This is a genomic window from Helicobacter aurati, assembly GCF_003364265.1.
Taxonomy (GTDB): Bacteria; Campylobacterota; Campylobacteria; order Campylobacterales; family Helicobacteraceae; genus Helicobacter_A; species Helicobacter_A aurati.
This window is the reverse complement of record NZ_NXLW01000003.1, coordinates 24775-44436: the sequence shown is the minus strand read 5'-3', so window position 1 is coordinate 44436 and position 19662 is coordinate 24775. Positions and strand designations below refer to the sequence as shown.

The following is a 19662-nucleotide window of genomic DNA, read 5'->3' as shown; positions in this document are numbered from 1 at the left end:
TAAGAATTTTGAGATTTATTACCAAACACAATATTCAATTTTATAGAATCGATTGGATTTAAAGGTAATTTGTTGCATTTTCATAGCGTACGATTTTCTTCTATGATTCTCTCATAGATTTTGTGTTTAAAAAGTGTAAAGATAGAATCTGCACTAATGGAGCTAATTTCAAAGTTATTACTTGTTGAAACCAGGTAGGGATTGCCCAACAATACACGTTCAATGCGCGTATCGCGCATATTTTTGCTAGATGTTTTGTTGTTATTCCCATAAAGAGTAATACTAGGTGTTCCCATAGCCCATGCCAAATGTGTAATACCAGTGTCTCCACCAATCACGCAATCCATTTGTTTCATAATAAATTTTAATGCGTTTAGGTCGAGTTTCGGGAGTTTTAATCCCTTTAATCCTTGTTTTTTTAGCATATCCAAGAGATTATTTGCATTATCAAGATTGTCATGCCATATCAAGAAAAATTCAGAATCTGGGAGAAATGTTGCAAGTTTACTAGCAAGCAGCGCATAATTTTTGATAGGGTAGATTTTTTCGGGAATTGATGCTTCGAGAATAAAAAGGAATTTGAAAGTTTTTTTGTCGTTGTGATTATTTGTTCGAAAAATAGCCATTAATTCAGAATCCAAATTGCGATAATGAATACCTAAACTTTGAGAATGTACTTGTAATACCTTAGAAATATCAAAAGGCGATTCTTGGAACTTGTCCATATGGCTAAATAATACTTGAAAGTTTCTTTCCAAGATGTTCGCATCGTAGTTAATGGAGACTTTATGCGTGTAGAAATAGCTTGCTAACCACTCTCTACAGCCTTCCTTGCTAAACCCTACAAATTTTTTAGTCATCAAACACTTACCGATACATGCAGATTTGATTAATCCTTGCATATCAATAACTATATCATATTGTCCGCAATTCTTCATATAGGATCGAATATTGAGTATGCCTGTCAAACTTTTTAAGAGCTTCTTAAAAGGGAGACTGTGAATCTTTGTAATATAAGGAGAATGTTCTAAAACCCCTGCGAATCTCTCATCAACAAACCATTCTATCTGACATTCTTGCATGAGTTTTAATCCAGCTAACATACTTGAAGAAACGATTACATCACCTAAAGCGGATAGCCTAATAATTGCAATTCTCATGTTCCTCCTTTGTGCGACTGACTATTGCCAACAAGTACCACTGAAATCTTGCATTGCAAGGCTAAAAATTTCATTTATAGATTCTAAACTATGAATTGTTGCAATCATATTTTTTCAAGTTTTGCTAAAAGCTCTTTTGCATCGCTAAATTCGTTTTTAGCGTGTGTTTCTTCGCCCCATTTTGCTTGGAGATAGGGAATGTTTGCATTAGTCGCAGCACCTTCATCTTTTATGCAATTTCCAACAAAAACGCTGCTCTTAAAAGGAGCATTTTGCAAAATACGATAAATCATCATAGGATTGGGTTTAGATTCTATGTGCGAATCTGTGCCGATAATGACATCAAAAAACTCTGCAATCTTATGTTTTTGCAAAATTGGCTTTAGCCCACTATGCGGAGCATTAGAAGCAATGGCTAGGAAATATTTCCTTTCTTTGCAAGTTTTTAGCATTTCGTCAACCCCATCAAATAAAGTTGCATTTTCATAATGCTTAGAAAAATATTTTTCAAATCCTACCTTGTAGCTCTTATGCGGAAAATCCTTAATATTATAAAACACTTCCGCACAATTAAGACTTGGTGTATGGATAGTATGCAAAATATTCTCATCACTAAGCTTAGAAAATCCCAAAGATTCACGAATCTCATTGACTGCCCCGCAAATAGATGGCTCACTATCAAGCAGTGTCCCGTCCATATCAAAGATTACATTTAGCATTCATTTTCCTTATGCTCTCTCATTATCTCTTAAGAGGAGATTGACTTGAGACTTTAGAGATTGTTTTAGAGTTTTGATTGTATCTTTTTTGAATCTTTTGGTCAATAAAGGCTTTTAGAATATAAAAACTTCTAAGCCTAGCAATGCTTTTGTTATTGTTAGGCTCTGCTCTAAAATATATTTGTTTCAATCTTTGTATGGCTTGATTGGCTATTTCGCATATTTATAGGATTCATGCCATGCTATCTTCGCTTAATTCCTTTGCAGCTTGTAAAGCCCAATAAGGATTTTTGAGCAGTTCTCTACCGATAAATACAGCATCATATCTATTATTTCCCATCATTTCATCTTGCCATAATCACTTGAGTAATCAAGCCCCCACTAATGCAGGGTATATCTTTTAGTCCATTTTTGATAATCTCACAAGCCCTCCTTTGATAGCCCGGGAAAATCTGCGTATCTTTATCTATAAGCACACTTCCAATAGTGCCTCCTATGCTAATATGCAGGCAATCTATTAAGTCTTTTAGCGGTGTTAATAAAAGGATAAAATCTTTAGGCTCATTGCCCTCTTTAGCATAATCATTTGCCGAAATCCTCACTAAGATTGGATAATCTTTTGGTAGGACATCTTGCAAGCAAGCAGAATCTCTTGTAAATAGGGCTTTGTTGCTGCCATATTTATCTTTTCTTTGATAATAAATCCAACGCTACCTACTGCCCTTGTGGCATAATAGTGGAGTTTGTGCCAAGATGTCGCTTTGCCTTCTTTGGTGGCTTAATGCTGACATATAGGGGGCATTACGATACGATTAGAGAATTCTATTTCTTTAATTTTCCAAAGGGGGAAGAGGGTTTTGTGTGATTCCATATAAATCCTTATAACTTTGATTTTTAGCAACATAAGATTAAAGGAATATTGTCAATTTATTGAGTAACATTCTTTGTATCGTCAAAGCACATTGTTAATTTGACAGAAAGCCTTTAGCAATATTTAGTAATTTGCTATGTTATATCCTTTGATTTTGATACAATCTTTAATACTTTTTCTAATTGTAGGATCTATTATGCGGCCTTTCATTTTGCAATTTATTGATATGCCAGAATCGCTTAAAGAGTATCCGAGTGAGAATTCCTTTGAGATTCTTTGCTATACGTTGTTAGGCGATCCTGATGTTGCTGAACGATTTTTTCATGTTGCTTCTGATATTTGTAACTCTACTTTAGAAACGATATATATGGTGTTTTTTTCAAGTTTTTTTGCTGTACTTTTGGGGTTACCTTTAGGCATTCTTCTGACTGTTACAAAGGCTAAGGCAATATTTCCTCAACCTGTATTAAATAGGATTCTAGGAACAATTGTCAATACTTTGCGCTCGTTTCCTTTTATTATTCTTATTATCTTGCTTTTTCCCTTGTCCCGCTTGATTATTGGCACAAGTATCGGCTCTAGCGCGGCGATTGTCCCATTATCAATTGCCGCTATTCCCTTTGTTGCAAGGCTTTTTGAATCAGCTTTAGAAGAAGTAGATAAAGGGCTTATTGAGGCGACTTTAAGCATGGGAGCTACAAAACTTGATGTAGTAAAAATGATGGTTGCGGAGTCTATGCCGTCTCTTATTAATGCTGCGACTAATACAATTGTCTCATTAATAGGATATTCAGCTATGGCGGGTGCTGTTGGCGCGCCAGGGCTCGGTGCTTTAGCAATTAATAACGGCTATCAAAACTCCGATACACTCATTTTATTTCTTACTTGTATAGTGATAATAATTTTGGTGCAATTTGTGCAAAGTGTAGGTGATTGGCTTTCTCATGCGTTAAGAGTACACCACTTTGGAATATTGCAGAGATTCTTTGAATAAATTATAAGAATTACAATTTATAAAGTAACAAATAGTAACCCAAATAAAATAAATTATTCCTTATTCTTACGTTTTATTAATTCTTTATTGAATACAACTTAGAATCTCCTTAGTATCATTCTTTTCGGTTTGCTTTGCAAATTGAGAATCTCGATAGACCAAAATAAATGAAAATTTTATTTTAAGGAAGAAGATATAATGGATAATGTAGCTTTGAGCCACCCGTATTTTGGGGCGTTTTTGATGTTCGCTCTTACCCTCATTGCCTTTCAAGTAACTTTTTTCTTGCAAAGAGTAGTTTCTAGGAAGTTAGCACAAAAAAGAGGAGATAAACTTAAAAGTGCTCCTTATGAATGTGGTCCTATTCCTATCAAGCAAGGGAACAAAATCTCTCACCAGTTTTATATCATAGCAGTTTTATTTGTTTTATTTGATGTTGAAGTGATATTTATGATTCCATGGGCTTTAGAATATCGTAATCTCGGTATGCTTGGGTTTATGGAAATGGTAGCTTTCATTGGGTTGCTTGTTGTGGGCTTTTTATTTGCGTGGAAACGAGGAGCATTAGCATGGCAAGACATCAAGTAGATTATTTAAGTGCTAGAGGTATGCCTGTTGCATTGGGAACAGTCGATAAGATTCTGAATTGGGGAAGAAGCAATTCGCTTTGGCCACTTACTTATGGATTAGCTTGTTGCGCCATTGAGATGATGGCGACAGGCGGTTCGAGATTTGACTTTGATAGATTCGGAATTATTTTTCGCGCGAGTCCAAGACAAAGCGATGTAATGATTATTGCTGGAACATTGACTAAGAAGCATGCTGAATTTACGAGACGTTTATATGATCAAATGCCTGAACCAAAATGGGTAGTTTCCATGGGGAGTTGTGCAAATACAGGGGGAATGTTTAATACTTATGCAACTGTACAAGGAGTAGATAGAATCATTCCTGTTGATATTTATTTGCCCGGTTGTGCGCCTCGTCCAGAGACATTGCAATACGCCATGATGGTTTTACAGCAGAAAATTCGCTCTAAAAAGGCTTTACCCGATACAGCAACTAAACGTCTTGTATAACAGCATTGATAATTAAGCTTGCTTGAGAATATTTAAGCAGTTTTATACGCAATCGGAATTATGCGCTTAGAGATTGGCGGATAATCGGAATATCGCAGAAAGGATTGTAAGGATTTAAAATGATACGAAAACAACAACCAAAAAAAGATGTGCAAAAAAAAGTCTATCACACAGACACATTTTATCAACCCCCACTTACTCCAAGAACACCGACCATGCAAACTGCATTTTGTGTTGTAGAAGAAGCACTAAGCCAAGAGGTAGAGATTCTCAAAAGCTATGTTGAAATAGGGCAGGCAGTTTTTTATGTAAAAAAAGATTCATTGCTTAAGAGCTTGGAGATTCTTAAATCATTACAATATGATATTCTTTCAGAAATGAGCGCAATTGATAATCTTGCTATTGATGATTCTTTTGAGTTGTTTTATCAGCTTACTTCACATCAGCAATCACACAAAGCCAGACGTAGACTACGAGTAAAATGTAGGATTCGCGATAATGAATCTGTACCGTCTGTAAGCAGCATTTTTTCTGCCGCTAATTGGAGCGAACGTGAATGTTATGATATGTTTGGAATTAAATTTGAGAATCATCCTTTTCTTAAACGTATTTTGATGCCTATTGACTGGGTTGGATTTCCACTTTTGAAATCTTATCCGCTTAAAGGCGATGAGTTTGCTTCGTGGTATGAGGTCGATAAGATTTTTGGAAGAGAGTACCGTGATATTGTTGGTCCCGAGCAAAGAGATAGTGCGAGAGTTGATAGAGATGACAGCATAAATTTTGCACGTATTGGTAAAGAAGTTCCCAAAGGAGCAGAACCTAGCGATTGTATTCATGAAGTTACCTATCAAGAGAAAGATAAGCCCCCCATTCTTAAGAAGTTTCCTACAAGTAATCCTAAGATCCTAGATAAGAGAACGTGAGGTAGCTATGGCACAGTATTTTAATAAATTACAAACACAATTTGAAAATGTTCTTTTTGAGCAAGATGATAATAGAATGGTAGTTAATCTAGGTCCACAACATCCAAGTGCGCACGGGCAATTACGTTTGATTTTAGAGCTTGATGGTGAAATGGTTACACGAGCGATTGCAGATATTGGCTATTTACATCGAGGTGTAGAGAAACTTGCAGAGAATATGATTTATAATGAATTTATGCCCACAACAGATCGCATGGATTATACTGCTGCAAGTAGCAATAACCATGCTTTTGCCTATGGTGTGGAGACTTTATTGGGCATTGAAGTACCGCGTAGGGCTAAAGTTATCCGCACTGTGCTGTTAGAACTGAATCGTTTAGCTTCTCATTTGCTTTTCATAGCAACACATGCTCTTGATGTAGGGGCGATGAGTGTATTTTTGTACGCTTTCAAGGGAAGGGAATATATACTGGATATGATTGAGGATTATTGCGGAGCACGACTTACGCATAATTCTATTCGTATTGGTGGTGTTCCTCTGGACATTCCAAATAATTGGTTTGAAAATATTAAAGCCTGTCTTAAGGAGGTTGCACAAACGACAGATCTTATCAAAGGGCTTTTAGATAAAAATAGGATTTGGCGTATGCGGCTTGAAGGAGTAGGGAAGATTACCAAAGAGCAGGCGAGAGATTATGGGTTAAGTGGCATTATGTTACGTGGTTCTGGTGTACAATATGATATTCGCAAAGAAGAGCCTTATGAGATTTATGAAGAAATTGATTTCAGTGTGCCTTATACAGATAGCGGGGATTGTTACGGACGTTATATTCTTTATACTGAAGAGATTTATCAATGTTGCAAGATTATTAATCAGGCAATTGCATTTTATAAAGATACCTCTACGCAACTTATGGCGCATGCGCCAAATTATATCTCTGCACCAAAGGAAGATGTTATGACGCAAAATTACGCATTAATGCAACATTTTGTTTTGGTAACGCAGGGTATGCGGCCTCCCAAAGGAGAAGTTTATGCACCAACGGAATCCCCTAAAGGAGAATTAGGTTTCTTTATTAGTTCTCTTGGCAATCCTTATCCGCATAGAGTGAAAGTGAAAGCACCTAGTTTTTATCATTTACAAGGTATGACAGCTATTATGCCTGGACACTACTTGGCAGATATTATTACAATGATTGGTAATAGTAATATTATCTTGGGAGAGGTTGATAGATAGCAAGGCTTTTATAGTTTAAGAAAGGCATAGCGATGAAACGATTTGATTTAAGACATTTGAAGAATGATTTTTATGACAAAATGGGAGAGCTTATTGATACACAGCTCGCACAAGGGGAAGTAGGAATATTCTTGTTTGAAAAGGGAGAGCATGAGAATGTTGCGAAAAGTGCCGCTTATGTGAAAGAAAGAGGGCATATTTTGATGAATTCATTGCAGTTTAATCATGTAGATTGGACGCTTGTAGTTAAAAAGTCTTAATGAAAGACATTTAAAGGATTTTATTATGGTAAGAAAAGATAACCCAAACATTCCTTATAGCCTTAGTAATTTCCCTCAATCTCTCTCGAAAGTCAAATTTTTTACTACCGATAAACAGCGTGAGCAGACTGAAAGAATCAAGGCTTTTGTAGGTTGGGATGGTATAGTTATTTTTGATGAAGATGTTGATATTTTACAGACTCTAAAAGTGTATGCCAAGCAATATCAAAATTATGCACAGTCTTGTGGGAGATGCACGCCAGGAAAGTTTGGTGGCAAAGTTTTGTATGAATTACTCGAGAAGATTCAAAATGATCCGCAAGCTACAAATGCAGATATAGAAAAACTCAAAGAAGTTTGCGAGCTTATGCGCGTTACTTCTAAATGTGAGATCGGGAAGACTACACCTAAGCCGATATTGCAAATTTTAGAATCCAAGCCGTCGGTTTTTACAGACGCCATTGCTAAAAAGATAGAAAAACAAACGCAAATATCACAGCACGTTCAAACAGAGCAATGTTCTTCTAATGATTATCAAAAAGAACACATTATACCTACATCATCTCAAGTATTTTATCGAGCCGCTCGTTCTGACTTTGTTGGATCGATTCAAGAAGAGGGGGGATTACAAGAGAATAGCTTTGAGCCATTACAACGATATAAAAGTGCTATTACAACACAGATTGGTAGCACTACTTATATTTCCAAAATCACTGCTCCTTGCACCGATGAATGTCCTTCAAGGGTAGATATTCCAGCCTATATTGAGGGAGTAAAAGATATACGTTATATGGATTCACTCTCTAGCACTAGAGCGAATATGCCTTTAGCGCAAGTATGTGGTCGAGTCTGTCCTCATCCTTGCGAGAATGCCTGCCGTAGGGCTATTCTTGATGACCCAATTAGTATTATGGAGCTTAAAAGAGTGGGTGCAGATGCGGAATTTGCATTGAAGCAAACTCAAAGTTGGAAGGGTTACGCTGCTCCCAATAATGTATCCCTACATAATGATTCTATCATCGTTAATCATGAAGATTCCGAGCAAATTTCTACTAATAAATTCGAATCTTTTGCGTCTGTAGGGGTAATTGGTGCGGGTCCTGCTGGACTTAGCAGTGCGTATTATATGGCTTTACGCGGGATTAAAGTTGAAGTGTATGAAGCATTACCCGTCTTAGGCGGTGAGGTTGCAGTCGGTGTGCCGAATTATCGTATGCCAATTACTGCTTACAATCATGATATTAATGCGCTCAAAGAGTTAGGCGTTGTTTTTCATACGAACTTTCTCGTAGATTCTCAAAACATTATCGCATTAGAAGAGAAGCATTCGGCTCTTGTTATTGCCGTAGGGACACGAGCTAGTAAGAAGCTTGGCTGTAAGAATGAAAATATTGCGTTAGAGGGTTATATCCCAGCTATAAAATTTATGGATATGGTGAATCTTGCGCAAAAATTTCACATTGGTGAATTACCGAACTTGAAGGGGAAAAGAGTTATATGCGTTGGCGGTGGATTTACCTCTATGGATGTTGTTCGTTGCTGTGTGCGTTTGGGAGCGCAAAAAGTCATTATGCTCTATCGCAGAGATGAATCGACAATCATTGCCAATACTTCGAGTGAAGAATACCATGAGGCATGTGAAGAGGGCATAGAGTTTCAATTTCTAAGTGCTGTTGATGAAATTATCGAAGAGAATAGCAGGATTACTGCATTGAAAGTAAATCGCTATGAGCTCATTAAAAGTGAAACAAGCCCTAAGGGCGAATTGCGATTGATTGCAGATGGTGCTGTCATTATGCCTTGCGATATTCTGATCCCAGCTGTGAGCCAAGAAATGGACTTTCCATTAGAATCTAACTTTGGTGTTGAGGTTAGCAAATGGAAGACAATTGTTACTGATGAGGCGAGCTATGCAACGACTAAGAAAGGAATTTTTGCCGCAGGAGATTGCGTTAGTGGTCCATTAACAATAGTTAACGCCGTAGGACATGGTAGAAGAGTGGCGAGTGTTATTGCGAATTATTTGCAAACAGGTGAGGTTGCAATTAATGCTGATGAGAAAATGGAGGACATTCTTAAACAGATTGGAGTGTTTGATAAAAATCGCGAAGTACATGGGTTTTTACGTGGCAATGCACGCGAGATAAGTACTAAGCTAGCCGCAGAATATCGGGCAAAAAACTTTGAAGAAGTGAATTTTGGACTTAGTCGCGAAAAGGCATTAAGTGAAGCATCAAGATGTATGCGTTGTTATTATATTAGTATGTGTGTTGTGGATATGTCAGATAAATTTCTAGAATCTATTGAGGATTCTAAGTATGCACAATGATTGGAGGCGAATGTGAGTAACATGAAGCAATATGATAAAAAATTTACTGATAATCATTGTTCGGACTTTGTAATTTTTATTGACGGGAAGCAATGTGTCGCTAGAAGCGGACAAAGCATCTTGCAAATAGCACGTGAAAATGGAATCTATATTCCTACTTTGTGTGATTTATCGAAATTATCGCCGACAGGTGCCTGTCGTATGTGCATAGTAGAGGAGGAAAATGGCAATGTTATCGCTAGTTGCAAAAGCTATCCTAATCCATCGCTTAAACCTGTAAGATTCCGCACTAATACGGAGAAACTTCAGAAGTATCGCAATCAAATTATGAGCTTTTTATGTATTAATCACCCGTTAGAATGCGGAGTATGCGATAAAAGCGGGGAGTGCGAATTGCAAGATAAGGTTTTAGAATCAAAAGTCTCTATACAACCCTATTTTGCGATACAAAAACAACAAGATTTTGTGCATTTTCATAATAAAATCTACAATGAAGGTTTGTGCATTATGTGCGAACGTTGCGCAAGAACCTGCAATGAATTTGTCGGTAACAATGTGCTTACCGTGCTTAGTGGTGGATTCCATTCCAAGATAGGAGTGGACTTTAATGCTTATTGTGAAGATTGCGATGAGTGCGTAAGTGTATGTCCTACAGGAGCTATGTTTTCACAAAGATTTACTTACACAAGTAACGCATGGGAATTAGACAAGAGGGATTCTATCTGCTTGCATTGTTCTTTGCGATGTGAATTGCGATACGAAGTGAAATGTAATATAGACTCTCAACAAGAAGTGTATAGAATCAAAAATGATGCTCATATTAAACAGTTATGTCATGCGGGGCGACATAATTTCCTACGACAAAATCCCTTTAGTGATACTTTTCTTCATGCAAGCGCAATAGATTCTTACGTGGCTTATCCGTTTATCAAGAATCCCTTAGCAAAGGATTTTTTGTTAGCAGAAGTGCTAGATAGAGTAGAAGCTCTACGTATTGGTACAAATGTTACGAATGAGGAAGCATATCTTGCAAATATGTTGGCTACAAAGGCTAAGAAAAAGCTCTATTGCAATGAAGCATTGCGTTATAGTGAGTTTTTGCAGATTCTTACCGCTCTATCTTTAGAAGATTCTAAAGACAATTCTTTGATACAAGATATACGAACGAATGCGCATGCACAGAACGTAGTTATTGTGCTTGGCAGTTATCTTTATGATGAAATGCCTGTTTTACGTAGCGACTTAGCAAAAAACGCGTTAAAAAAAGGCAGTAAAAATGTATGGATAAGCACGATAGCAGAAGAACGTTTCCAGAGTGATTTGTCGCTGAAGTATGAAGTACATACGGAATTGGGAATAGCTATTCTTTTGTTGCATGTTTTCAAGGAGAAGTTACAGCGCAATATTATGTTAAATCAAGGAACAACAGATAACCGTATGTGCAAGATTATAGAATCTACTAGGGAGGCATTAGCATGGCTTAATGAGCTTGATTTGGCATACATTATCGCAGAGACTGCTATTAGCGAATATGAATTAGAACGTCTCCAGAATCTTTGTAATTATGAAGCACCTCTTGAGGCGCAAGTTCATGCAAATGAACAACAATCGCAGCGAAATATTTACGTAGCAAGCAATATGAATTGTGCGGACATAAGGATACTTGTCGGACAGGATTTTTATCTCTGCGATGATTATCGAATCATTGCGAAAATATTAAGTGCGATTCACCATGCTATAGGCGAGAATATAAGCCTTATTAGTTATGATAATATTCATGGTATTGGGGCAATTTGCGATTTAGATTATGATGAAGGATTATTTCACTCTGTGCTTGGTATTCGCTGTAATGCTGAATTTAGCATTGCTCCAATGCCTTATGCCCCTTATATTGTTAGCCAAGATTCTAAGGAATATTGTCCATCATCAAATGCGGATAATATGGATTCTTCTGTGGATTCTTCTAATACAGATTTGCCATCTTGTTGTCTTTCACAAGAATCTTTACAGAACTATTGCCCTATTTTGCCATTGCAGTTTCTTGAGGGAACATATATAGATGCTCATCTCAATCTCGTTAAGTTGCAGCCCAGCTTTGTGGATAATGGATTTGGCGGTATCAGCAATGCCATGCCTCAAGGCGTAGGATATCAGAATCCTAATCTTGATTTGCTTGATATTTGTAGAGAGTATTTAGAGCTTTCAGAGGAATATCTCATAGAGATTAGTCAGAAGTTGCCATTTATCAAAGGCAAAAAGGAATTTTGTTTCGATACCTTGCAATCTTCATTGCAATGTCCGAGTCTTATGTCTCAATCATATAAGGATTTTACGATTGCTTATCCTAAAGAAATCAACTTTAGCGAGAGTGGCGGGATTTTTATCTATAAGGCGGCAATGAGCGGTAATTTTAGCTTTTATCGTAACGAATATTATTCCAAGCAGTTTGCGACAAATGGGGATGTAGTACATGGAATCCTGAAAGTTTCCGAGCAGTTTTGCATTGCTTCAAAGCTACAAGACAGTGAAATTATCACATTGCAAATTGGTAGGCAGGCTATTCGCGTCAAGGTGTTGCTTACTTCATTTCTAAAGGGAATGGTTGCTGTGCTTGCTAGCGATGTGATTGTAGATTCTAACAAATATTTTGGTTTTAAACGAATATAACACAAAAAGGATTTGTTGTGACAATAATGATTGAAGGACAGGAATTTGAGGCATTTGAAGGAGAAACAATCCTCGATGTCGCGAGAAGAAATGCCATTCAGATTCCGACAATTTGTTTTTTGAGTGGTTGTAGCCCAACTTTAGCCTGCAAAATGTGTATGGTTGAGGTAAACGGTAAACGCATGTATAGTTGTAATGCCAAAATTAAGAATGGCATGGAAGTCATTATACATAATGAAGCATTGCAGAAAGATAGGAATGAAATTATGACAACCTATTGTGTGAATCACCCGTTAGAATGCGGAGTATGCGATAAAAGCGGGGAATGCGAATTGCAAGATTTCACACTTTATACACAGGTGGATACGCAGCAATTCGGCTTGCAAGAGGCTGATAAAAAGTCTTTTAGTTTCGCGCAGAGTTTTTATGACCCCGCTCTTTGTATTATGTGTGAAAGATGTGTTACAACATGCAAAGACAATATTGGCGAGAATTTTCTTAAGGCTGGAAAAGCCAATCTTTTTACCCCTGATTCTTACAAAGATTCTATGGGAAAAGACCCTTATTCTGTGTGGGCAAAACGACAAAAGGGTTTAATTGAATTTATTGGCAAACACGAATGTAGGGATTGCGGAGAATGTATTTCTGTCTGTCCTGTGGGCGCAATGACTTATAAGGACTTCACTTATACAAGTAACGCGTGGGAATTAGAGAAGGTACATTCAACTTGCGGGTTTTGCGCTAGCGGTTGCCAACTCATTTATAATGTGAAGCATTTAGATGTCAAAGGGGATTTGCAAAAGGTTTATCGTGTGCAAAACGATTATCTATATAATCCTATTTGTGGCGCGGGGAGATTTGCTTTTGATACGGTTTCTATTGGGACCAGGAATCTTACTTCTGTGCTGCAAGCATTTAAGAGGGCAGATTCGATTTTTTTAGGTAGCGATGTAAGTAATGAAGAAGCCCTGATAGCGAATCTTATTGCGGAGAAATATAATCTCCCGCTTATTAATCGTGAGGCAGGGATATACCAAATTTTTCAATCATATTTCATTGAGGCTAGCTATTTTTATCAAGATTTTTTATCAGAATCTTTTCAAGAAAACAAGCCACAAAAAAACCTGCGAAAAAGAACTTCTAAGATGTTTGCCAATTATGATGATGTAAAAGCTAGCCCGACTTTTGTTGCATTGCATGCTTATTTTAAATATGATGCTCCTTCACTTCGTTATAAGATTAATAATAATCTCAAAATGTCAAAAAACACACAACTTATAAATATTGGTTTGTTTAAAGATTCTTTATTGCAAAGCTTAGGCAAGAATGTTGTGCAAATTACGGCAGATTCTCAAGTGAGCGTAGTTGGTATTTTAGGCTTGATATTTGCTAATGACTTAATTGATGATTTTGAACGTTGTTTCCCATTTGCGTTACAATCGCTTTTGCATACGAAGAAATCTTTACAAGATTCCCAATCCCTAACCGATAAGCTAAATCACATGCAGTCTTCTGAGCAAACCATAGAATCACCAGAATCATCCCATGATAATTCCCTTGATAATCTTGCACCCTATAATCTTTCATCGCTATTAGAATCTTTGCATATAGAGAATTTAGATTCCCTAAAGATTGCAAAAAAAGGCGGCGTGCTTCTTATCTCGCCTTATACCATTGAAGAATTTATTGCAAGTGATTTACAGCATATTCATGGATATGGTATTGCTCTGAATCATAATGATACAACAAACCCCCCAAGTATTACAGAGGCTGTGAGCGCGACTATTGCCGAAGGCATTACAAAGCCTATTGCTAATATGCTTATGGATACACAAAGTAAAATTCAAATTTTTGCTCATTTACTTGCCTTTGTGTGCTGTAAATTGGACCTAAAGATACTTTATATTCCTCAAGGTGCTAATACCTTAGGAATTGCCCATCTCTGTAATCTTACATTAGAAGATTCTATACGTTCTGAATGTAGTATTGGTATTCGGGCAAAAGGGGATTTTGTGCTCGATTCCAATTTAGAGACTATTAAGCCCCATTTCCCACTCCCTACACTTGCGCAAAACGAAGGAAGTGTTACAAGCATGGAATTACGTGTTCTACCGCTTCGTCCAAGCATTCCTTATTTGGATTCTAATCTACAAGCTGCTTTTGATTTAAGTGATGTCGCAAGGGAATTAGACGTATTTAGTCATACTGAATTAGAAGATATTGAATACATAGGTGATTTCACTAAATTTTTGGCGAAATATAGTAAGGGTAATTTTGTCTATCAAGACGTTGGTTATCAAGATTTGCAGATATGTTTTGAGCGAGACGGAAAGGACAATCGTGGTTATATGCTTCTTGCAAGGGATGCAATATCATCGCAACAGCAGGAGCAAATGAAATGTTGTGGCATAGACTTTAAATTTTCATTACAGCCATATTCTATGGAACAAGCAAATGCAGCGATGCAAACACAAGAGTGCGCAGAGCAAATGCCTTTCCAAGCAATCAAATTAGAAACACAAAATCACTTTAATCCCACCACTCTTGCAAGTAAGAATCTCCAATCAAAGAGCGGAATCTACACAAGCAAGGCAATGTTTGCGGAGTTGGGGTTAAAGGAAGAAGAGAGAGTTGTTATTTGCAGTCAATTTGGGGAAGTGCAATCAGCTATTTATTGCGATTACGATTTAGAAGATGGCATTTTTCTTATTTCCCCGATGGTTGAGGGAGTGGATGCTCTTTTTAATGTAGGTTTTTATACAAAAGTATCCTTGTATAAAAAAGAGGAAAAAGAGCCAGCTGCAATATAGAATGTAGACAAGAGTATGCTTGTCGGTAGATTTGGTTTCATAGACTAGATAATTGAAAGGAATATCTATGAGTGCATTTATCATTGAGACTATTATTAAAGTGCTTGTAGTCGTATTAGTCTTTTCTTTTTTGGGCGGGTTTGCTACTTATATAGAAAGAAAAGTTTTAGGATTTTTTCAACGTCGTTTAGGACCCAGCTATGTGGGACCTTTTGGATTGTTGCAATTTGGAGCAGATGCTATCAAGCTTTTCACAAAAGAAGATATTTTGCCATCTGGAGCCAATAAGATTATTTTTGGATTAGCCCCAGTTATAGCTCTTGTGAGTGCTATGACTTCTATGGTGGCTATTCCATTTTTCCCTGATTTTGAAATATTTGGGTACAAGGTAACGCCCATTATTTCGGATATTAATGTTGGATTGCTTTTTTTTATTTCCGTTGGCGCAGTCGGGATTTATGCTCCTGTGTTAGCGGGGCTTAGTAGCGGGAACAAATATAGCCTTATAGGTGCGGCTAGAGCTTGCATTCAAGTCTTGAGCTTTGAAGTAGTCAGCGCGCTCTCTATTCTTACGCCTATTATGCTTGTAGGATCATTATCTCTTGTCGCAATGAATGATTATCAAAGTGGTAGCCTATTTGATTGGTTGATTTTTAAGCAACCTTTAGCTTTTGTTATATTTTTGATTGCAAGTTATGCGGAACTCAATAGGACGCCTTTTGATTTACTTGAACATGAGGCAGAGATTGTAGCGGGATATTGTACAGAGTATAGTGGGTTAAAATGGGGAATGTTTTTTATTGCAGAATATGCTCACATGTTTGCCTTTGGATTTGTTGTTAGTCTTATTTTCTTAGGAGGATTTAATCCGATTGGATTTATTCCCGGAGGGCTTGCTATTATTCTAAAAGTGTGCTTTTTTATTTTTTTATTTATGTGGGTTAGGGCTACTTTGCCGCATATTCGACCAGATCAATTAATGAATATGTGTTGGAAAGTCCTTATGCCATTGGCGTTAATTAATGTGCTTATTACGGGCATAGTGTTATTGTAAGGAGGAATCATGCAAACAAATAATAGTCAAACAAATCACAATACAACACAAGATAGTTTACTCAATGAACAATTGCCGCAGACACAATCACATGTACAGGATTCTTCCTTATCCAATTTGGGAAACATGACAAATAACGCGTCTGTATCGGCAGATTCGCCAAAGTCGCATTATTATTTTGTTCCTATGGAATCTTTACCGCATAATGCGTTTGGAGCATTAAAGCGGAGTGCAAAATTGAGTCTGGGTTTAGACTTGGTAAAAGGCATGGCTTTAACGATTAAGGAATTTTTTAGTAAACCTGTAACAGTTAACTATCCTTTCGAAACACAGCCTCTAAGTCCTCGTTATCGTGCTGTTCATAATTTACAACGAATGTTAGAATCTGGTAACGAACGTTGCATTGGTTGTGGATTATGTGAGAAAATTTGTACGAGTAATTGCATTCGAATCCTCACACATGAGGGAGAGGACGGACGCAAAAAAATTGATTCTTATACTATTAATTTGGGTAGATGTATTTATTGTGGTTTATGCGCGGAAGTTTGCCCAGAGCTAGCCATTGTTATGGGGAATCGTTTTGAGAATGCAAGCGAACAAAGAGCGCATTTTGGATTGAAAGAGGATTTTCTCAAAGACTTAGAGGAAGCAAAATTTCATCAGCAGCTTGAATTTGATGGTTTTGGCAGTGTCCGACCCAATGCAGATTCTGAAGTGAAACAAACACCTTTGGATTATTAGTATTAGAGAAGGAGAAAGAATGTTTGAAGTAATTGCCTTTTATACGTTTGCAGCTTTGACCCTTTGCGCATTTCTTATTGTCGTTATGTCAAATAATATCTTATACGCGTTAAGCGCGCTAGCTTTTGGCATGATTTTGGTTTCAGGGTTCTTTTTTTTGCTGCATGCAGATTTCTTGGGTGTTGTGCAAATCATTGTTTATACTGGTGCAGTCGTAGTAATGTATGCGTTTGGAATGATGTTTTTTGATTCTAATAAAGAAGTCAAGGAGAGATTCCATAATCAGTTTTTTGTATGGAGTCTTACGGGTTCTATCGCGCTTGCTTTATTGATTGTTGTAGGTAGTGCTGATTCTCTTAATGGTGTTAATGAAATACATACCAAAGACATGAGTACGAATGCTTTAGCACATTTGCTTTTTAAAGAATATCTCATTTGCTTTGAGGCTGCGGCAGTAATGCTACTTATGGCAATGATAGCTGGCATTGGTGCAGGGGCTCATAAGAAACTATCTATTCAAGATATTGATACATTACCGCCTTTAGTTGGGGTAGATAATGGCAATAACACAGCTTGTGTGGCAGATTCTCATAGTTCTCAAGTTTCGAGATTTTCTACAAAGGATGCGCAATGATTACGCTCAACCATTATTTAGTATTTAGTGCCATTATGTTTTGTATTGGGCTCTATGGAATCTTGCGGCGCAAGAATATTCTTTTATTGTTGTTTTCAACAGAAATTATGCTTAATGCAATGAATGTAGCTTTTATCGCCATAGGTTACTACACGCAAGATTTGCAGGGACAAGTGATTGCGTTGTTTATTATTGCATTGGCTGCAGCAGAGGTTGCCATTGGACTTGGATTAATCTTGCTGTTGCATAAGAAATATAAAACTTTAGATATTGATAATCTAAGCAATATGAGGGGTTGATATGTCGTTACTTAATTGGATATTTCTTTATAAGGAAATATTATTATCGATACTAGTATTTCTTCCTCTTGTTGCAAGCCTATTGGGTGCATTTAGTGCGACTTTAGCTCCATCAAGAGCACTTGGTTTTGTGTGTTCTTTACTTATTAGCCTAAGTTTTGTGATTGCTTGCTTACTGTTGTATTTTATTGCATTGTCTGATGTGAAAAGCTTCCATGTTATCCTATGGGATTTCATTGAGACGGGGCAGTTTCATGTGAGTTTTGCATTGATGTTTGACAAGATTAATGCAGTTATGATTTTTGTGGTTACCCTTGTTTCTAGTATGGTACATTTTTATTCTATCGGTTATATGTCGCATGATAAAGGATTCAATAGATTCTTTGCTTATCTTGGGGGATTTGTTTTTTCAATGCTTCTACTCGTAGGCGGCAATAATCTTTTGATTTTGTTTGTTGGCTGGGAAGGTGTAGGAACTTGCTCATATTTGTTGATTGGTTTTTGGTATCAAAGGCAGAGTGCTAATGCTGCTTCTATCGAAGCCTTTGTAATGAATAGGGTAGCAGATTTGGGAATGCTACTTGGAATCTTTCTTGTGTATATTGCTGTTGGTTCGCTTTCTTATAGTGATATTTTTGTAGCTTTAGCTACTAATCCTCCTAGTGATACCATTCTTACGTGGATTGCCTTACTGCTCTTTATTGGTGCGATGGGTAAATCTGCGCAATTCCCTTTGCATACATGGCTCGCTAATGCTATGGAGGGACCAACTCCCGTATCTGCGCTTATTCATGCTGCTACAATGGTAACTGCCGGCGTTTATTTGGTTATTCGCTTAGCACCTATTTATAATCTTGTGCCACATGTTGCCTATTTTATTGCATGCCTTGGAGCTTTTGTTGCAATTTTTGCTTCGCTTATGGCAATTGTTAATCGGGATTTAAAACGTATCATTGCCTATTCTACACTTTCTCAACTTGGTTATATGTTCGTTGCTGCTGGACTTGGCGCGTATTGGATTGCATTGTTTCATTTATTTACGCATGCTTTTTTCAAATCGCTACTATTTTTAGGGGCTGGCAACGTGATGCACGCAATGAATGACAAGCTTGATATTACAAAGATGGGAGGACTATCTAAGCCTTTAAGAGCAAGCATGATTTTTATGTTGATTGGTTCTATTGCATTATGTGGAATCCCACCTTTAGCTGGATATTTTTCAAAGGACAAGATTCTGGAATTAGCTTTTGCGCAGCATGAGTATGCTATTTGGGTTGTTTTACTATTGGGTGCGGTTTGTACAGCCTTTTATAGTTTTAGGTTGTATACACTTGTGTTTATTGCTCCAAAGAATCACAATGAACATCCACATGAGGCAAGTAAGGTTATGCTTTATGCTATGACACCGTTGGCTATATTAGCTATTGTAGCGGGATTATTTCATCAGCAGTTTGCTCTTTTTCTCTCAACTGCTTTGTTGCCAGTAGAGATTCATATAGAGAATCTTTTCTTGCTTATTCTTTTAACGCTCGGACTCATTGTGATTTCTATGTGGCTTGCTTATATTATGTATAAAAAAGGTTATCAAGAAAAATCTCACTATAATATTTTTCATAGGATTCTTAGTAATGAATACTACATTCCACAGCTTTATAGAATAGTATTTGTTAAGCCATTTGGTTTACTTTCAGATTTGTTTTATTATATTATCGATATGGGCATTATTGATAAAATAGTGGATTCAGTAGGCAAATTATTCTTGGTAATGAGCTATCTCTTACGTCCGATTCAAAATGGGAATCTTAGCAGTATGCTTCGGTTGATGTCCGTTGGCGTCGCGATACTCTTCATCGTAACGTTGCTCTATTTTATTTTGGTATAG

At 37.1% G+C, this 19662-nt stretch carries 16 protein-coding genes and 1 pseudogene; 14 read left to right on the top strand and 3 right to left on the bottom strand.

The features are described from left to right. Window positions 1-80 precede the first annotated feature (80 nt). From waaC to CQA66_RS02305, 3 genes are all read right to left on the bottom strand, one after another. On the bottom strand, window positions 81-1160 hold the full coding sequence (gene waaC, locus CQA66_RS02315; protein WP_104763258.1) for a lipopolysaccharide heptosyltransferase I: 1080 nt from the start codon (window positions 1158-1160) through the stop codon (window positions 81-83). Between the two features lie 104 nt (window positions 1161-1264). Beyond that, the gene (locus tag CQA66_RS02310; protein WP_104763257.1) at window positions 1265-1879 is read right to left on the bottom strand and encodes an HAD family hydrolase; all 615 of its coding nucleotides are present in this window, start codon (window positions 1877-1879) and stop codon (window positions 1265-1267) included. A gap of 344 nt (window positions 1880-2223) precedes the next feature. Next, the gene (locus tag CQA66_RS02305) at window positions 2224-2517 is read right to left on the bottom strand and encodes a beta/alpha barrel domain-containing protein (protein WP_104763256.1); all 294 of its coding nucleotides are present in this window, start codon (window positions 2515-2517) and stop codon (window positions 2224-2226) included. A 600-nt stretch (window positions 2518-3117) separates the two neighbouring features. On the opposite strand from CQA66_RS02305, the gene CQA66_RS02300 reads away from it, so the two are divergent. From CQA66_RS02300 to nuoL, 14 genes and pseudogenes are all read left to right on the top strand, one after another. Further along, window positions 3118-3744, top strand: coding sequence for a methionine ABC transporter permease (locus tag CQA66_RS02300; protein ID WP_233707756.1), 627 nt, complete (start codon window positions 3118-3120; stop codon window positions 3742-3744). A 198-nt stretch (window positions 3745-3942) separates the two neighbouring features. Continuing rightward, complete coding sequence (locus CQA66_RS02295) at window positions 3943-4332, top strand: NAD(P)H-quinone oxidoreductase subunit 3 (RefSeq protein WP_104763255.1); 390 nt, start codon at window positions 3943-3945, stop codon at window positions 4330-4332. Next, on the top strand, window positions 4314-4823 hold the full coding sequence (locus CQA66_RS02290; RefSeq protein ID WP_104763254.1) for a NuoB/complex I 20 kDa subunit family protein: 510 nt from the start codon (window positions 4314-4316) through the stop codon (window positions 4821-4823). The genes CQA66_RS02295 and CQA66_RS02290 overlap by 19 nt, the downstream gene beginning before the upstream one ends. A 119-nt stretch (window positions 4824-4942) precedes the next feature. Then, window positions 4943-5749 (top strand): NADH-quinone oxidoreductase subunit C, encoded by an 807-nt coding sequence (locus CQA66_RS02285; protein ID WP_104763253.1) that lies wholly within the window; start codon window positions 4943-4945, stop codon window positions 5747-5749. 7 nt (window positions 5750-5756) lie between these two features. Then, window positions 5757-6986 carry an NADH dehydrogenase (quinone) subunit D gene (gene nuoD, locus CQA66_RS02280; protein WP_104763252.1) on the top strand — a complete coding sequence of 410 codons (1230 nt, stop codon included), beginning with the start codon at window positions 5757-5759 and terminating at the stop codon, window positions 6984-6986. 32 nt (window positions 6987-7018) lie between these two features. Next, the gene (locus tag CQA66_RS02275; RefSeq protein WP_104763251.1) at window positions 7019-7246 is read left to right on the top strand and encodes an NADH-ubiquinone oxidoreductase subunit E family protein; all 228 of its coding nucleotides are present in this window, start codon (window positions 7019-7021) and stop codon (window positions 7244-7246) included. 25 nt (window positions 7247-7271) lie between these two features. Continuing rightward, window positions 7272-9575, top strand: a complete 2304-nt coding sequence (locus CQA66_RS02270) for an FAD-dependent oxidoreductase (protein WP_104763250.1) — start codon at window positions 7272-7274, stop codon at window positions 9573-9575. A gap of 21 nt (window positions 9576-9596) precedes the next feature. Next, window positions 9597-12242 (top strand): 2Fe-2S iron-sulfur cluster-binding protein, encoded by a 2646-nt coding sequence (locus CQA66_RS02265; protein ID WP_104763281.1) that lies wholly within the window; start codon window positions 9597-9599, stop codon window positions 12240-12242. 26 nt (window positions 12243-12268) lie between these two features. Continuing rightward, entirely contained in the window at window positions 12269-15052 is a 2784-nt protein-coding gene (locus CQA66_RS02260; RefSeq protein WP_233707755.1) for a 2Fe-2S iron-sulfur cluster-binding protein, read from the top strand. 67 nt (window positions 15053-15119) lie between these two features. After that, on the top strand, window positions 15120-16106 hold the full coding sequence (nuoH, locus tag CQA66_RS02255) for an NADH-quinone oxidoreductase subunit NuoH (RefSeq protein WP_104763248.1): 987 nt from the start codon (window positions 15120-15122) through the stop codon (window positions 16104-16106). Window positions 16107-16232: 126 nt separating this feature from the next. Next, window positions 16233-16844, top strand: a pseudogene (gene nuoI, locus CQA66_RS02250) (NADH-quinone oxidoreductase subunit NuoI); the annotation flags it as partial. Window positions 16845-16866: 22 nt separating this feature from the next. Further along, window positions 16867-17481 (top strand): NADH-quinone oxidoreductase subunit J, encoded by a 615-nt coding sequence (locus CQA66_RS02245; RefSeq protein ID WP_104763247.1) that lies wholly within the window; start codon window positions 16867-16869, stop codon window positions 17479-17481. Next, window positions 17478-17780 (top strand): NADH-quinone oxidoreductase subunit NuoK, encoded by a 303-nt coding sequence (gene nuoK, locus CQA66_RS02240; protein WP_104763246.1) that lies wholly within the window; start codon window positions 17478-17480, stop codon window positions 17778-17780. The genes CQA66_RS02245 and nuoK overlap by 4 nt, the downstream gene beginning before the upstream one ends. Before the next feature lies 1 nt (window position 17781). After that, window positions 17782-19662: an NADH-quinone oxidoreductase subunit L gene (gene nuoL, locus CQA66_RS02235; RefSeq protein ID WP_104763245.1), complete on the top strand. Its 1881-nt coding sequence runs from the start codon at window positions 17782-17784 to the stop codon at window positions 19660-19662.

Bases quoted from the DNA above. Each gene is read 5' to 3' on its own strand.
- CQA66_RS02285 (WP_104763253.1), top strand. From the start codon at position 4,943: ATGATACGAAAACAACAACCAAAAAAAGATGTGCAAAAAAAAGTCTAT.
- CQA66_RS02290 (WP_104763254.1), top strand. From the start codon at position 4,314: ATGGCAAGACATCAAGTAGATTATTTAAGTGCTAGAGGTATGCCTGTT.
- nuoK (WP_104763246.1), top strand. From the start codon at position 17,478: ATGATTACGCTCAACCATTATTTAGTATTTAGTGCCATTATGTTTTGT.
- CQA66_RS02275 (WP_104763251.1), top strand. From the start codon at position 7,019: ATGAAACGATTTGATTTAAGACATTTGAAGAATGATTTTTATGACAAA.
- CQA66_RS02245 (WP_104763247.1), top strand. From the start codon at position 16,867: ATGTTTGAAGTAATTGCCTTTTATACGTTTGCAGCTTTGACCCTTTGC.
- nuoL (WP_104763245.1), top strand. From the start codon at position 17,782: ATGTCGTTACTTAATTGGATATTTCTTTATAAGGAAATATTATTATCG.
- CQA66_RS02300 (WP_233707756.1), top strand. From the start codon at position 3,118: ATGGTGTTTTTTTCAAGTTTTTTTGCTGTACTTTTGGGGTTACCTTTA.
- nuoH (WP_104763248.1), top strand. From the start codon at position 15,120: ATGAGTGCATTTATCATTGAGACTATTATTAAAGTGCTTGTAGTCGTA.
- waaC (WP_104763258.1), bottom strand. From the start codon at position 1,160: ATGAGAATTGCAATTATTAGGCTATCCGCTTTAGGTGATGTAATCGTT.
- CQA66_RS02295 (WP_104763255.1), top strand. From the start codon at position 3,943: ATGGATAATGTAGCTTTGAGCCACCCGTATTTTGGGGCGTTTTTGATG.
- CQA66_RS02265 (WP_104763281.1), top strand. From the start codon at position 9,597: ATGAAGCAATATGATAAAAAATTTACTGATAATCATTGTTCGGACTTT.
- CQA66_RS02260 (WP_233707755.1), top strand. From the start codon at position 12,269: ATGATTGAAGGACAGGAATTTGAGGCATTTGAAGGAGAAACAATCCTC.
- CQA66_RS02310 (WP_104763257.1), bottom strand. From the start codon at position 1,879: ATGCTAAATGTAATCTTTGATATGGACGGGACACTGCTTGATAGTGAG.
- nuoD (WP_104763252.1), top strand. From the start codon at position 5,757: ATGGCACAGTATTTTAATAAATTACAAACACAATTTGAAAATGTTCTT.
- CQA66_RS02270 (WP_104763250.1), top strand. From the start codon at position 7,272: ATGGTAAGAAAAGATAACCCAAACATTCCTTATAGCCTTAGTAATTTC.